Annotated in this window: 8 protein-coding genes; 5 read left to right on the forward strand and 3 right to left on the reverse strand. The window is 64.3% G+C overall.

What is annotated here, in order from left to right:
* Positions 1-21: 21 nt before the first annotated feature.
* Entirely contained in the window at positions 22-2,829 is a 2,808-nt protein-coding gene (locus U1737_RS03315; protein ID WP_332795590.1) for a TonB-dependent receptor, read from the reverse strand.
* 390 nt (positions 2,830-3,219) lie between these two features.
* Here U1737_RS03315 and U1737_RS03320 point away from each other — a divergent pair, with 390 nt between their 5' ends.
* From U1737_RS03320 to U1737_RS03340, 5 genes are all read left to right on the forward strand, one after another.
* A complete protein-coding gene (locus U1737_RS03320) occupies positions 3,220-4,779 on the forward strand; it encodes an alpha-L-fucosidase (protein WP_332795591.1) in 1,560 nt (519 codons plus the stop codon).
* 60 nt (positions 4,780-4,839) lie between these two features.
* A complete protein-coding gene (locus U1737_RS03325; RefSeq protein ID WP_332795592.1) occupies positions 4,840-6,915 on the forward strand; it encodes a beta-galactosidase in 2,076 nt (691 codons plus the stop codon).
* 265 nt (positions 6,916-7,180) lie between these two features.
* Positions 7,181-9,496, forward strand: coding sequence for a glycoside hydrolase family 31 protein (locus U1737_RS03330; protein ID WP_332795647.1), 2,316 nt, complete (start codon positions 7,181-7,183; stop codon positions 9,494-9,496).
* The gene (locus tag U1737_RS03335; protein ID WP_332795593.1) at positions 9,496-10,293 is read left to right on the forward strand and encodes an SGNH/GDSL hydrolase family protein; all 798 of its coding nucleotides are present in this window, start codon (positions 9,496-9,498) and stop codon (positions 10,291-10,293) included. The genes U1737_RS03330 and U1737_RS03335 overlap by 1 nt, the downstream gene beginning before the upstream one ends.
* 2 nt (positions 10,294-10,295) lie before the next feature.
* A complete protein-coding gene (locus U1737_RS03340) occupies positions 10,296-11,927 on the forward strand; it encodes an alpha-L-fucosidase (protein WP_332795648.1) in 1,632 nt (543 codons plus the stop codon).
* A gap of 70 nt (positions 11,928-11,997) precedes the next feature.
* Here the strand turns inward: U1737_RS03340 and U1737_RS03345 are convergent, their stop codons facing one another.
* Both U1737_RS03345 and U1737_RS03350 read right to left on the reverse strand, forming a co-directional pair.
* Positions 11,998-12,756: a FadR/GntR family transcriptional regulator gene (locus U1737_RS03345; protein WP_332795594.1), complete on the reverse strand. Its 759-nt coding sequence runs from the start codon at positions 12,754-12,756 to the stop codon at positions 11,998-12,000.
* A 254-nt stretch (positions 12,757-13,010) separates the two neighbouring features.
* On the reverse strand, positions 13,011-15,767 hold the full coding sequence (locus tag U1737_RS03350) for a hybrid sensor histidine kinase/response regulator (RefSeq protein WP_332795595.1): 2,757 nt from the start codon (positions 15,765-15,767) through the stop codon (positions 13,011-13,013).
* Positions 15,768-15,882 lie beyond the last annotated feature (115 nt).

The raw sequence follows: 15,882 nt of genomic DNA on the forward strand, positions 1-15,882 counted from the left end.
CTGACGTCCAGCGTTGCCGGATCAGAAGGTAATGCGCGCCACGCCGCTGATCTGCCGGTCGCTCATGATCGAATCGCGCGGCCGGCTGGTGATGCCGTAATAGGTCGACCGCACCGTGTTGGTGAGGTTGGTCCCGTTCAGCGTCAGCGACAGATGCGGGGTCACGTTGGCGGTGATCGACGCATCGAGCTGCCCCGACGCCTTCTGGAACTGCGGCAGATTGCCGGTGCCGTTAGCCGATGTCGTCACCAGGAACTCGCTGCGCCAGTTATAGGCGACGCGGGCGGAGACGATCCCGCGCTCGTAGATGCCGATCAGGTTGTAGTTGTACTTCGACAGCCCTTCGAGCGACAATTGCGTCACCGGACCGTCGCTGGCCGGGCTTGGCGCCTCGGAGTCGACATAAGTGAAGTTCGCCTGCACGCCCAGGCCGGCGAGCGGCCCCGGCAGGAAGTCGAAGAACTGCTGATACGCGACTTCCGCACCCTTCACCTTGGCCTTGGCGGCGTTGCTGTAGGTGGTGACGTCGTAGGTCGCGGTGACGCCGTCAGTAAAGGTGACATCGCGCGGCGTGATGACCGTCTGGATGTAGTTCGAGATATCCTTGTAGAATCCCGCGACCGTCAGCGATCCGCTCTTGGCGAAATACCATTCGAGCGAGGCATCGAAATTGGTCGACTTCATCGGCTTGAGATAGGGATTGCCGGTCGACGTGACGTGCTGCTGGTCGATCTGCGCGGTGCCGGGCTCGGTGATCGTCAGGCTCGGATTGAGCTGGTTGAAGTTCGGGCGCGAGATATTCTTCGACGCGGCAAAACGCAGCTGGAGCCGGTCGGTCAGGCGCCCACGGACGTTGAGGCTCGGCAGGACCGACGTGTACTTGGTCGCCTCGTTTACCTCGGTGAAGGTCGGAGCCGCGGTCGACTGGGTGCCGTCGGGCGCGGTGATCAGGTCGACCTGCTGGTAGAAGCCCGAGACCGCGACCTTGCTCTGGACCACGCGCACGCCGATGTTGCCGTCGATCGGCACCGGCAGGTCGTCCGCCTTGAAGAACGCCGCGGCATAGCCGGTGTAGGTCTTCTGCGCCTGCGTGTTGGTCCCGCTCGGGACATAGCTCGGCGTAGTCGCGATGCCGAGCGACGCCCGCGTGGCGTCGTAGTCGAGGACGGTCGGCAGCGAGAACGCCTGGATGTCGCCAAACAGGTCGGCCTGGCCGCGGAAGAAGCCGCCGAGGTCGACATAACGGAGATTGGTCGCAGCGCCGGTCAGCCCGGTATAGCGATAGCCCGTATCGCTGGTGCGGTTACGACGATCCGCGAACCGGAAGCCAGCCTTGATCGCGCTCAGGATACCTCCGTCGAAGCGATATTCGCCGTCGAGGCGGCCGACCTTGTCGGTACCCTTCGAGTTGTTGAGGTTATCCAGGTAGAAGCCGTTGCTGTAGGTCGCGGGGTTCGCGAGGCCATCGGCGGACGCGATCTGGAACGACGGGATCTCGCCGGAAATATCCTGCGTCAGCGTTGTGGCGACGCCGCTCAGCCCGACGATCGAGTTCAGGTTGTCGGTCTTGGAATCGACATATTGGAGATCGCCGGTGATCGTCAGGTTGGCGGTCGGCTTCCACTTGCCGTTGAGCGAATAATCCGTCGTCACCGAATGCCGCGAACCGAGCGAGGTGTTGTTGCCGATCGGGACGTTGGTGAACGTGCCGCTCTGGAAATCGCCGTTCGGTGCATAGGTGAACGGCGCGCCGGCCAGCGGCGTGATCGACGCTCCGCTGGTGTACGCGAAATAGCTGTAGCCATAGGAGCGCAGCTTGTAATCGTTGCGGAAGACCTCGCCGGTGAACTCAAGCGTGTCGGTCGGGCGCCACTGGAGCGACACGTCGATGCCGAGGCGACGGCGGTCGCCGAACACTTCGCCGATCCCGGTGCCATGCGGCAGCGTCGTAGTCTGGCCGGTCCGCCCGAGCAGCGCGGCGGTCGCGGCGTCACCGGGATTGCTTTCGTCGAGCGTGTAGAACGGCTCGGTCGAGATCGTGTCCTGGCGGAAATTGGTTTTCTGATACGACGCGCTTGCAAGGATGCCGATTTCGCCGATGCCGGTATTCCAGCGGTCGCTGACGAGCAGCGAGGCGGCCGGCTGGCTCTTCTTGATCAGGTCGTAATAGGTGTTGGTCGCCGAACCCGAGATCTTGAAGCCATCGAAGTCGAACGGCTTGCGCGTGCGGAAGTTGATCGTGCCGCTGAGCTGATCCTCGATCAGGTCCGCCGACGGGTTCTTGTAAACGTCGATCCCGGCGAGCAGCTCGGATGGCACGTCCTCGAGGCTCAGCGCGTTGCTCGAGCCGCTCGCGGTGAAGATGTCGCGACCGTTCAGCTCGGTGCGGACCTGCGTGAGCCCTCGGATCGCAACCGAGCTGCCCTCGCCGAAATTGCGCTGGATCTGGATGCCCGAGATGCGCTGCAGGGCTTCGGCGATGTTGCGGTCGGGCAATTTGCCGATGTCTTCGGCGACGATCGAGTCGACGATCTGCGCCGAATTGCGCTTGATGTTCTGGGCGGACTGAAGGCTCGCACGGACGCCGGTCACGACGATGTCGTCGCCCGCCTCTGCGGCGACGGGTGCGGTATCGACTGCTTGGCCCTGATCGGCGCTCGGGGCGGCAGTACCGCTGGTCTGCTGAGCATCCGCAACCGGCGCGGGCGCGCCATCCTGCGGTGCTGCGACCTGCGCCTGCGCTACCGAACCGACTATCACGAGTGCTAGCAGCGACACGGTCGTGCTCAGACCCTTGATGCTGCCAACGCTAATCTTGGAACGCTTCATCACACTCTCCTCCAGCGGGTCTGATCCTTACGGACCGCCCGCGGTTCACTCTTGGATATCGTGCGCGGCCACGCCGCTACCGTATCGTCAGCGGCGCCTAGCGAATGATTTAGATCATTTATATGCTAATTCGATTTACGCGGACAATTCATCCGGTATGATGGCAAAAATGTCGCACATGGAATGACGATACTTGGGGTGGGTTCGTCAAATCACGGTAATATCTGACCAAATCGGTCCTAAACTGACTTGCGGTGCTAGTGTAGGCTTCAAGCAAGGTAGCGTATCAAATTGTAATTGTAGGACTTAAACCTCGACCTTCGTAATAATGGCGTCAATTCCATCGACGCTCTTTCCGGACTGTCGAAACCGCGTGTGGGGAGAAGCGTAATGACGTTCAGCAAACGGGAGATACTGGGAGCACCGCTGGCAGCTACGTTGGGTTTGGGCGGGCTGTCGCGTGCCGCCGCATCGGCAGCGGCGACGAAACCGTCGCCGCCTGCCAGCCGCGCCATAACGCCCGGCCGGTTCGATTCCACCGCACAGTCGCTCGCCGGCTATCGCGCCCCCGACTGGTTTCGCGACGCCAAGTTCGGGATCTGGGCTCATTGGGGACCACAGGCGGTGCCGAGCCAGGGCGACTGGTACGCACGCTTCATGTACGTGCCCGGCCACGCGCATTACGACCATCACGTCAAGACCTACGGCCACCCCTCCAAGGTGGGCTACAAGGACATCATCCCCCTGTGGCGCGCGGAAAAGTTCGATCCCGACGCACTCGCCGCGCGCTATGCCGCCGCCGGCGCGCGCTACCTCGTCTCGATGGGCGTGCATCACGACAATTTCGACCTGTGGCGGTCGAAGCATCACCGCTGGAACGCGGTGGCGATGGGCCCGAAGCGCGACATCGTCGGCGAATGGAAGGCGGCCGCCACGCGGCGCGGGCTTCGCTTCGGCGTGTCCGAGCATCTCGGCGCAAGCTATAGCTGGTGGTATCCCAACCACCTCTACGATCAGTTCTGGCCCAAGCTCGGGGTCGCCTATGACGGCGCCGATCCGCGCTATGCCGATCTCTATCACACCAACCGCGACGAGCCGTTCATCAACACCCCCGCCAGCTGGTACACGACCAACCCCAAATATCACGCGATGTGGTTCGACCGTATCCGCGACCTGATCGACAGCTATCAGCCCGACCTGCTCTATTCGGACGGCGGCCTGCCGTTCGGCGAGGTCGGACGCTCGCTGCTCGCGCATTTCTTCAACAGTAGCATGGCGCACACCGGAAAGCTGGACGCCGTCTACAACTGCAAGGATACGGGCTCGGGCGCGTTCAGCACGGACTGGGCGGTGCAGGACGTCGAGCGCGGCGTCCTCAAGGGTATCAACCCACACGCCTGGCAGACCGACACCTCGAACGGCGACTGGTTCTTCAACCGGACCGACACCTACAAGACCACCGACGAGGTCGTCGCGATGCTCGCCGACGTCGTCAGCAAGAACGGCAACCTGCTGCTGAACGTCGTAATGCGCGGCGACGGCAGCCTGCCCGCGGAGTCCGACCGGTTGCTGAGCGATCTGGCGCCGTGGATGGCCGCCAATGGCGAAGCGATCCACGGCACGCGTCCGTGGAAGATTCATGGCGAGGGTCCGACCACTACCGTCGCTGGCGCGTTTGCGGAAAAGACGAGTTACACCCCGCAGGACATCCGCTTCACGACCAAGGGCGAGACGCTGTACGCGATCACGCTCGGCACGCCTCGGGGGCAGACCGTAATCACGTCGCTGGCCCAGCCCAACCCGCACGAACGACGCCGGGTACGCGGGGTGCGCCTGCTCGGCCGCCCCAGGGACATCGCGTTTCGCCAGACCGGACAGGCTCTGGTGATCGACCTGCCCGCGACCTTGCCGACGCGTCACGCGAGCGCGTTCGCGATCGATTTCGCCTGACCGAAAATACCGCGCGTGCACGATGTGCGCGTCGATCGAACACGAGCTTGGAGAGGCTATTTGAAACACCCCCTGATCCGCGCCCTGCGGTTTGCGATGCTGGCCGCGGCAACGCTGTCGGTACCGCTTGCCGGCATCGCTCCGGCGCAGGCGCAGACCGCCGTCGGGCATCCCGACTGGCCGGGCCGCGGCGACCTGTTCGTCGGCGCCTGCTACCAGCCGATCGACCGTTCGCCCGAGCAGATCCGCCAGGATATCGCCATAATGAAGAAGGCCGGCTTCACCATGGTCCGGATGGGCGACCTGTCGTGGGATTCGTTCGAGCCGCAGGAAGGCCACTTCACGTTCGAATGGTTCGACGCGATCCTCGACCAGATGCATGCCGCCGGGATCAAGGTGCTCGTGGATATTCCCGGCCAGCCGGCGCCGACATGGCTGCACAAGACATATCCCGGCGTCGATCTCGTCACGCAGGACGGCGTCCGGCGCAATGCGGCGACACGCTATTGGGACAATATCAGCGACCCCGACTATCGCCGCTTGGTCCGGCGGCTCGCCGAGCAGATGCTCAGGCGCTACGCCCATAACCCCGCGGTGATCGCGGTCGGCTACACCAACGAGATCGGCAACGGCCAGATGTCGTATTCGCCGGCTGATCGGCAACGCTTCGTCGGCTGGCTGCAGAAGAAATACGGGACGATCGCGGCGCTCAACACCGCCTGGGCGACGCAGCGCTGGTCGCGTCGGATCAACAGCTGGGACGAGGTCGACCTGCCCTATGGCAATGGCCCGGGGCCGAACGAGCGCAATCTCGACCTCCGGCGCTTCTGGTCCGACGACACGATCGGCGCGCTCACCGACCTCGAAGCGGTGCGGAAACAATACGCGCCCAACCTGCCCGTCGCGTCGAATTTCTGGCCCGACGCCTGGACCAAGGGGTTCGATTATTTAAGGTCATGGGACAAGGTCTCGACCTATGGCGGCCAGGGCTTCTATCCGGGCGAGCCGCTCGGCGCGGCGCTAGACGTGTCGCGCAACCGCGCCGGGCACGATACGCCGATGTGGCTGAACGAGTTCACCGCCGGCGGTGGCGGCTATTACGGCACGCCGGGCCGGTCGCGGATGTGGGCCTATTTCGGGCTGATCTACTACGCGCAGACGTTCCTTGCCTGGACCTTCAACTCGCATAGCGGTGGCGAGGAACAGGGGTTGTTCGGGCTGGTCGATCATGACGGTCGCCCGTCGTGGAAGGTCGGCGAGTTCGGGCAGATCGCCAGCGAATTCGCCAAGCTGAAGACGATGGGCTTCCCGCGCTATCGCAAGCCCGAGGCGGCGATCGCCTATTCGTTCCAGACCAACTGGCTGACCTCGCCCCCGCCGGGGCCGAACACGATGCAGGAATATTTCAAGACCAACTACCCCGATCAGGCCAAGGCCGCGCTCGAACCGCTGTTCGCCGACAACATCGACACCGCGGTGATCGACATCGGCCACGACGCGATCGACCGCTACAAGCTCGTGATCCTGCCCAGCGCGTACATGATGGACAAGGAAACCGCCGAGGCCGTGCGGCGCTATGTCGCGAACGGTGGCACGGTGATCATGACCGGCTATTCCGCCAAGGTCGACGAAACCGGCAAATGGTTCGAGACGCCCCTGCCCGGTCGGCTAACCGATGTGTTCGGCGTGCGGACCAATGAATTCTACCGCGCCGAGCAGCCGCTGAAGGTTATGTTCGACGGCAAGGAGCAGACTGGTAGCGATCCCTATTACGAAGTGCTCGAACCGAGCACGGCCAAACCGCTGGCGATGTTCACCAATACGCCCAAGCCAAGCCCGGCGATCACCATCAACCGCTTCGGCAAGGGCCGGGCGATCTACCTCGCGACCGCCGCGCAAGCAGCTTTTCTCGATCCGCTGGTCCGCTCGCTCTACGCCGAACTCGGGATCGAGCGCGGCCCTGTCACCCCGCCAGGGGTAGTCGCGCGCGTCGTCGACGGGCGGACGCTGTACGTCAACACGAACGCTGCGCCAGCCCGCGTCACCCTGCCAGGCGAGCAACACGATACGCTGACCGGCAAAGCCTATACCGACCGGCTCGACCTTCCGCCGTACGGCGTGGCGCTGCTAAGGTGAGGCCGGGGGGCGACCAGATTGGCGGGGCGGCCAGATTGCTGTTTTTCGTGTCGCCTGAACACGAATACGGTTGACCCGTATGCCCTGTCTGAAATTATACGACAAAATTACCGCTTCGCCCAAGATAGCGTTACCGTAAGGGCATAAGCCCGTGGAGAGGATTTCGATGCACAGTTTCCCAGCCGATATCGTTGTGCAGTCGCTCGACCGGTCCCGCATCACGGCGCGATTGGGCTGGTCGTCGCGGCTGGTCGCGCGGTTGGCCATGGGCGTTTCGCTGGCGACGCTCGGCTCAGCCGCAATCGCCGCACCGATCGCGACGGTCGATCGCAATGGCAGCCTCGTCTCGGTCGAGGCCTATGCCCCCAACATCGTCCGCGTGACGATCTCGACCGACCGCGGACAGGTCGATGCACCCCCGGGCGACGGCCCCAACGCAAAGCCCGATGCCGCCGGCTGGACGCACCGTAACGACGCCGGCGCCGATGTTTTCGCCTCTTCCGCACTGTCGCTCTCGGTCGATGCGAAGCCCTGGCCCAAGGCGCCGACGCAGATGGAGCGCTATTTCGCGCCGTCGCTGCCGCCCGTATCGCTGACGATCCGCAAGCCGGACGGCATGATGCTGACGCAGATGACCGGGTGGGAAATGGCGCCGCACACCGTCAACGGCGAGAAGACGTTCCGCGTCGGGGCCAGCTTCGCCTCGCCCGCCGACGAGCATTATTACGGGCTCGGCCAGAACCAGGAGGGCAAGCTCGACCTGCGCGGCCGCACGATCGACTGCCGCCATAATTACGACGCGCCGGCGGGCGAGACGGTCTGCGTACCCTTCATGGTCACCAACAAGGGCTATGGCATCGTCTGGGACAATCCGTCCGCGACGATCGTTTCCCCCGGCCTGCACAGTTCGACGCACTGGCAGTCGGAGGTCGGTGAGCGCGTCTCGTTCTTCGTGATCACCGGCGCCACCACGGACGAGATCTATGCCGGCTACGCGACGCTGACCGGCACCACGCAGCTGCCGCCCAAGGCCGCGTTCGGCCTCATCCAGAGCAAGGCGCGGTACGAGACCGACAAGGAACTGCTCGGTATCGCCGAGGGGTATCGCAGCCGCGGCCTGCCGCTCGATATCATGGTGCTCGACTGGTTCTACTGGTCGCGGATGGGTCAGCTCGACATCGATCGGAAGTATTTCCCCGATCCCAGGGGCATGAACGACAAGCTGAATTCGATGGGGATGCGTTCGATCATCAGCGTCTGGCCGCGCTTCGAAAAGGAATCGCGGTATTTCGACCTGCTGTCGAGCAAGGGCTGGTTTCTGAAGGACAAGGACGGCAACGCTGTCGACGGCCTCCCGATCCGATCCGATCGCGCGGGCGCGTTGCTCGACAGCACCAACCCCGATGCGCGCCAGTGGTTCTGGGAGCGGATCCGCGACAACATCGCCAGCCAGGGCTTCGACTGGTTCTGGCTCGACGAGACCGAGCCGGATCTGGTGCCCGACGGCAACTTCTATTCGATCGGCTCGGGTGACCGCTATCGCAACGTCTTCCCGCTGCTCCACACGATGAGCGTGGCGGACGGGTCGGCGAAGGATCGTCCCACCATGCGCAACCTGATCCTGTCGCGCGCCGCCTATCTGGGCGCCCAGCGCAACGGCGGGCTGTTCTGGTCGTCGGACATCAAGTCGACCTGGGAGGCGCTCCAACGGCAGGTGCCGGCCGGGCTCGGCTTCACCGCAAGCGGCCTGGCCTATTGGGGCAGTGACATCGGCGGCTGGCAGTGGCCGAACGGGCCAAAGGCGACGCGTCCGGTGCTGCTCGATCCGGCGGGCGCAACCGCGATGGCGCCCGATTACACGGATTATCCCGAGCTGTTCACGCGCTGGTTCGGGTACAGCGTGTTCACGCCGACCTTGCGCATCCACGGTCAGCGCCCGGCCACCGCGCTCTGGGAATATGGCACCGCGGCCGAGCCGGTTCTCGCGAACTTTCTGAAGCTGCGCTATTCGCTGATGCCGTACATCTACTCGCTCGGTCGTCGCACCTATGAGAGCAATGCGCCGATGATGCGCGCGTTGTTTATGGACTTCCCGAACGATCCCAACGTCGCCGACATGGGCGATGAATACATGTTCGGCCCCGCCTTCCTGGTCGCCCCCGTCACAGAACAAGGCAAGACCAGCCGCCAGGTCTATCTCCCGACGGGTGCCGACTGGTATGACTACTGGACCAACCAGCGCTTCACCGGCGGCCAGACGGTCACCGCGAATGCGCCGATCGACAAGATCCCGCTGTTCGTGCGCGCCGGGTCGATCATCCCGATGGGCGTCCAGGTGCCGAGCACCGCTACGGCGCAGGCGCTCGAGAGCATCCGGGTCTATCCCGGCGCGGATGCGAGTTTCGCGCTGTACGACGATGACGGCGTGACCAACGACTATCGGACCAAGGGCGGGCGCCAGGCGGTGCTGCGCTGGGACGACAAGACCCGGCGGCTGACCGCGTCGGGCAAGCTGCCGACCGGGCAGGAGGCCGCATCGCTGGTCCAGATCGTGGCCGCCCCGATCGGCTCCGCGAAGTGATGCGCGCTATCGCCGTCGCCGCACTGTCGCTGCTTGCCATGCCAGCGGCAGCGCAGACCAACGTCCCGGGCGATCCTTATGCCGGCGATCCGGTCGGGATCGTCGCGGCGCCCTGCCCCACCCATCCGTCGCCGACCGACGGTGCCGGATGGGAAACGTGGAAGCTGCATTCGCTCACGCGCGACTTCGGCCAGCTGTGCCGCTATCGTGCGCAGAACGAACAGCTGAAGGCGTCGCGCGCGCCGGTTCGCGTGGTCTTCATGGGCGATTCGATCACCGACAACTGGATCGGTGCGGACGCCGGGCTGTTCACCGGCGGACTGGTCGATCGCGGGATCAGCGGGCAGACCACGCCGCAGATGCTGGTGCGCTTCCGCGAGGACGTGATCGCGCTGAAACCGCGCGCGGTCCATATCATGGCGGGCACCAACGACATCGCCGGCAACACCGGCGCCTCGACGATGGAAATCGTCCAGGGCAACATCGCCAGCATGGCCGACCTGGCGCGCACGAACGGCATCAAGGTCATCCTCGCCTCGACCCCGCCCGCTGCCGCCTTCCCGTGGAGCAAGGACAAGCAGCCGGTGCCGCAGATCCGCGCGCTCAATGGCTGGTTGAAAGCCTATGCGGCGAAGAACGGCTTCACCTATGTCGATTATTACACCGCGCTCGCCACGGCCGAGGGCGCGATGAAGCCGGGTCTGGCAAGCGACGGCGTCCACCCGACCCCCGCCGGCTATGCGGTGATGCGCCCGCTCGCCCTCGCCGCGATCCGCCGAACCGTCGCAGCCAAGTGAGCATCGATCTCAGCCGCCGTTCGGTTCTCGCCGGAATCGCCGCACTGGGTCCGGCAACGCACGCGCTCGCGCAGAGCCCGATGGGGCTGGCGCGCGGTCCGGTGCAACCGACCTGGCAATCGCTGGTCGATCACTATCGCTACCCCGAGTGGTTTCGTGACGCGAAGCTCGGCCTGTGGTCGCATTGGGGCCCGCAGTCGGTGCCAGAGCAAGGCGACTGGTACGGCCGCTTCATGTATATGCAGGGCCATCCGGCCTACGAACATCACCTCAAGACCTATGGCCATCCGACCAAGACCGGGATGATGGAGGTGATGAACCGCTGGACCGCGGAGCGCTGGGATCCCGACGCGCTGATCGCCCGCTATGCCAAGGCCGGGGCGAAATATTTCGTCTCGCTTGCCAATCATCACGACAATCTCGACTGCTACGACAGCCGCTATCACGCGTGGAACTCGCTCCGCGTCGGGCCGAAACGCGATGTCGTCGGCACCTGGGAAAAGGCGGCTCGCAAGGCGGGGCTGAAGTTCGGCGTCTCGAACCACGCCGCGCATAGCTGGCACTGGTATCAGACCGCCTATGGCTATGACCCGACCGGGCCGCTGAAGGGCCAGCGATACGACGCATTCAAACTGCGCACCGCCGATGGCCACGGCACATGGTGGGACGGCCTCGATCCGCAACAGCTCTACACCGGTGCACACGCGGTCCTGCCGAACGGCATCGATACGATCGCGGCGATGAACGCATGGCACGACGCGAACAATGGCCAGTGGATCGAGACGCCCCCGCCGAACGATCCGGGCTACGCCGCGAAATGGCTGCTGCGGCAGACCGACCTGATCGACAAGTACAAGCCCGACTTCTGCTATTTCGACGATTACGAACTGCCGTTCGGGCCGATCGGGCTCCAGGCAGCGGCGGATTACTACAACCGCTCGATCGCGTGGCACGGCAAGATCGACGTCGTGCTGACCGCCAAGCAGTTGAAGCCCTATGCGCGGTTCGGGCTGGTGCAGGACGTCGAGCGCGGCTTCACCGACCATCTGTGGGACGAGCCGTGGCAGACCGACACCTGCATCGGCGACTGGTTCTACAACGTCGCCAGGCTCAACGACAAAAGCTACAAGACCGCCGAGCAGGTCATCCAGCGGCTCGCCGACGTCGTGTCGAAGAACGGCAATCTGCTGCTCTCGATACCGCAGCCCGGCGACGGTTCGATCGACGGCGAGGAGGAAAAGATCCTCGACGGCATGAGCCGCTGGATCGCGGTCAACGACGAGGCGATCTTCGGCTCCCGGCCATGGCGGATCTACGGCGAAGGCCCGACCAAGCTGCAGGCCGGGATGCAGAACGAGCAGTCGTCGGGCGTGTTCACACCGCGCGACGTGCGCTTCACCACCAACAAGGGCGCACTCTACGCGCTGTTCCTGGGCTGGCCTCAGGGCGAGGTGACGATCGACGCCTTGGGACGCAACCGCTTCGCCGATGGGGTGGTCGAGCGCGTGACGTTGCTCGGCGGCGGCAGCGTGGCGCACCGCCGCGATGCGCGCGGCCTGCACCTGACGATGCCCGCCAACCCCGGCAACGGGTTCGTCCCTGTCCTGAAGATCGAAGGTCGCGGCCTGGCTTAGCTTGCCGTGCCTCGTAACCAGCCCTCAAGGATATCGAGCGCGCTCGACGGTAACCGATCGGACGGGCCGCTCAGCCCAAGAGGGCCCCGCTGCGATCGACCACGGCACCCTCACCCTCGGCTTGGCGGATCAGGACCATGACGTCCTCGATGATAGATCGGATCGTAGCGCTGGCGGACTCGGGGTCGTGCGCGGCGATGGCTTCGAGCACGGCCTTATGTGCCGGCAGGCTCGCGCTACGGCCCTTGAACCGGTTGGTAAAGCGGATCGATGTTCGTAACGCGGTCGAGACGAGTTCTTCGAACTGCGCGAAGAACGGGTTGTCGCAGGCACGCAGGATCGCGACGTGGAAGACTATGTCCGCCTCGAGCGCATCGTCATCGCCCCGCTCCGCGGCCTCCATGCGCGCATAGCCCGCCGCAATCATCGCGATGCCCTGCGGCGTCGCGTGAAGCGCCGCAAGCTGGGCTGCCATCGGCTCGACGGCCAGACGCAACTCGTTGAAGCTGCGGAGCAGCGGCAGCGTGAACTGACGTTCCAGCAACCAGCGAAGCACGTCGGTGTCGAACAGGTTCCAGGCGGAGTTGGGCTGGATGATGGTCCCCTGTCGCGGACGCGCGGAGAGCAGGCCCTTCGCGGTCAGCATCTTGACGGCCTCGCGAGTGACCGAACGGCTCACATTATGCTGCATCGCCAGTTCCGCCTCGGTGGGAAACCGTTTTCCATCATAGTGGCCCGTGACGATCGCGCGCCCCACGGCATCGAGCATGCCGTAGGTAAGGTTGCGCCCCAGCGCGGTGCGGACCTTGGTGGGCTTGAGTTCGGTCATGGGGCTTGGTCGCTCAAATTTAGGACCGCTACAAGCCCGTTTCCATATCGGAGTGGGTAGTGCCGCTCGCCAATACGAACGGGGCAGGAACGGCGCTTTTAGGACCCCGCAGGCGGCGTTTCATCCATTAGTTGCAGCGTCTTGGATGCGTCTTACCCCGGCGCGAACGCACTCGCTATCCGGGCAACACCACGACGGCGACACCGCGCGCGCCGACTCAGCCGGGCCTTGCACACAGTGTCGCGCCGTAGATCTCAAGCCGGCGCCCGAAGCATGTCTGCAACCTTGCTACCGAGTGCCGCCATCGTGAACGGCTTGGTCAACAATTCCATTCCCGGTTCGAGATGCCCGTTACCGACTGCCGCATTTTCCGCATATCCGGTAATGAACAATATCTTCAGGCCTGGCCGAAGTGACCGGGCCGCATCCGCGACCTGCCGGCCGTTCAGTCCGTTCGGCAGTCCGACATCGGTAATGAGCAGTTCGATCCGGGCGCCGGATTGAAGCACCTTCAACCCGGCCGCACCATCGGCCGCACCGATGACGGTGTAGCCGAGATCTTCCAGGACCTCATCGACCAGATGCCGGATGGTGGCTTCGTCATCGACGATCAGAACGGTCTGGCCCTGTGCCCCATCCGGGCGGACCGGGCTGGCGTCTACCTCCACGATCTCGGCGTCGCCATGATGCCGCGGCAGATAGATGCATATCGTGGTACCGGTTCCAACCTCGGAATAGATGCGCACGTGGCCACCCGACTGCCGTGCAAACCCGTAGATCATCGAGAGACCGAGGCCGGTGCCCTGCCCGATCGGCTTGGTCGTGAAGAACGGCTCGAAGGCACGTTCGATCGTCTCGGCAGGCATGCCCGTGCCGGTATCGGTGACGCAGATCGACAGATATTGCCCGGGCGCGAGATCGCGCTCCTCGGCGGCGCGGTCATCGAGCCATTTGTTTGCCGTCTCGATCGTCAGCCGCCCGCCATCGGGCATCGCGTCGCGCGCATTGATGCACAGATTGAGCAAGGCATTCTCAAGCTGCCCGGCGTCGATGTTCGCTGTCCACAGGCCCCCTGCGCCCACGACCTCGATCGTGTTGGTCGATCCTACGGTACGCCGAAGCAGGTCCTCCATGCCCGCGACAAGCCGGTTCACATCGGTCGGCTTGGGATCGAGCGTCTGACGGCGCGAGAATGCGAGCAGGCGTTGGGTGAGCGAGGCGGCCCTGCGGCCAGCGCCCTGCGCGGCGAGGATGAACCGCTCCACGTCATCCAGTCGACCACGTGCGAGCCGCATCTGGAGCAACTCCAGATTGCCCATCATGCCCGTGAGCAGGTTGTTGAAGTCGTGTGCGAGCCCCCCGGTCAGCTGGCCGACGGCCTCCATCTTCTGCGATTGGCGCAACGCCTCCTCGACCAACTGGCGCTCGGCAATGGCGTCCAGGACCCGCTGCTCCAAGGTCCGATTGAGCTCACGGACCGCAGCTTCCGCGCGCTTGATGCGGGTGATGTCCACCGAAGATCCGACCAGACCGATAACCGACCCGTCCTCGTCCAACAGCGGCGCCTTGGTCGAAAGCCATGTCACCGGCGTGCCGTCCGGCAGTCTGACATCTTCCTCTATCTGTTCCTCGACGCCGGTCTCCATGATCCGACGATCGGTGGCCATGAGCTGTTCGGCTTCTTTCTGGTCCTCGAGGACGTCGGCGTCGGTCTTCCCGATATAAGCCTCGGGCGGCTTGCCGAGCAGTTCGGTCGTTCCGCGATTTGCCACCAAAAACCGCCCCGCGCGGTCCTTCGCATAGATGACGCCGGGTACCGCTTCGGTGAACGTGTGCAGCAGGGCTGCCACCCGGTCCCGCTCTGCTTCTGCCTCGCGGCGCGCGTCGATAGCTAGAAGTATTCCCGAAAACCTGAGCGCATTGCCACGGGCGTCGAGCTCGACGCGCCCATTCGCTTCGATCCATCGGTAGACCCCGTCGCGTTGCGATACCCGATATTCGCAGCGATACGGCCCCCCCCGGACGAGCGCGGCCTGGATCTGCTCGGCGACGCGGGGCTGGTCGTCGGCGTGGATCGAAGCGGTGACCCGGTCGAGCGGAAGCCCTGACCGGCAGAGTTCCGGGCACAGTCCGAACGACTCGGCGAAACGGTCGTCCGCGATGAACGTGTCCGCGGGCACGTCCCACACCCAGGTCCCGACGATTGCCCCCGCATCCAGCGCGAGCTTCAATCGCTCGGACGCGTCGCGTTCATCGGTAACGGGCAAGAACGTGCAGATCGCGCCCTGGTGCTCGCCCCCGCTGACGATCGGGATCACGCGGTAATCGACCAATTGCGGCGGGCTGCCGTCGACCGGGAAGAACAGTTCATCCCGCACATGCGCAGCGTTACCGCCCCGCGCGCATCGGTTGATGGGACAATCGGCCTCGTCATAATGCGATCCATCGGGGTGGTGGTGATGGATCAGCCCGTGAAGGTTGCGACCGATCGCCTCGCTTTCGTGCGTGAAGCCCATGTGCCGAACGAACGCCGCGTTGCACAGGGTGGTCACGCCCGAGGTATCGACCGCATAAAAGCCCTCGATCATGGAATCGAGCAGCAGGCGGATGTTGGTCTGGCTGCCGCGTAGACCCTCCGTCGCCAGCTTTTGCTCGGTCCTGTCCCGCAGCACCTTCACAAACCCGATGGCCTGACCCGCATCGTCGCGCAGCACCGTCATCTGACCGTTGGCCCAAAAGCGCTCGCCGGTCCTGCGCAGGTGCCACCGCTCATCGTTTCCCACGCCGATGGTGAGAGCCTCGTGCATTTCGGTCTCGGGGCGACCGGTCGCATTGTCGTCCGGCGTAAAGATTCGCGCGACCGCCTGGCCGAGCATATCGGCTTCGCTCCACCCGGTTATCAGTCTTGCCCCTTCGTTCCAGGCCGTCACCTTACCCCAGCGGTCCGTCGCGATGATCGCAAAGTCGGTAGCGCTGTCTATGATCCAGCGATTCAAGGCATTTTTCGGCACGGCAGGATCCATTTGGAAGTAAGGCCATGTGCGCTTTGCCAACCGGTCGCTGGAAAGCAAGTTCGGAAAAGCATAGACTCCGGACGACTTCGCATCGTTCCGGACTGGGTTCCGG

It is taken from the genome of Sphingomonas fucosidasi (assembly GCF_036663855.1).
Lineage (GTDB): Bacteria > Pseudomonadota > Alphaproteobacteria > Sphingomonadales > Sphingomonadaceae > Sphingomonas > Sphingomonas faeni_B.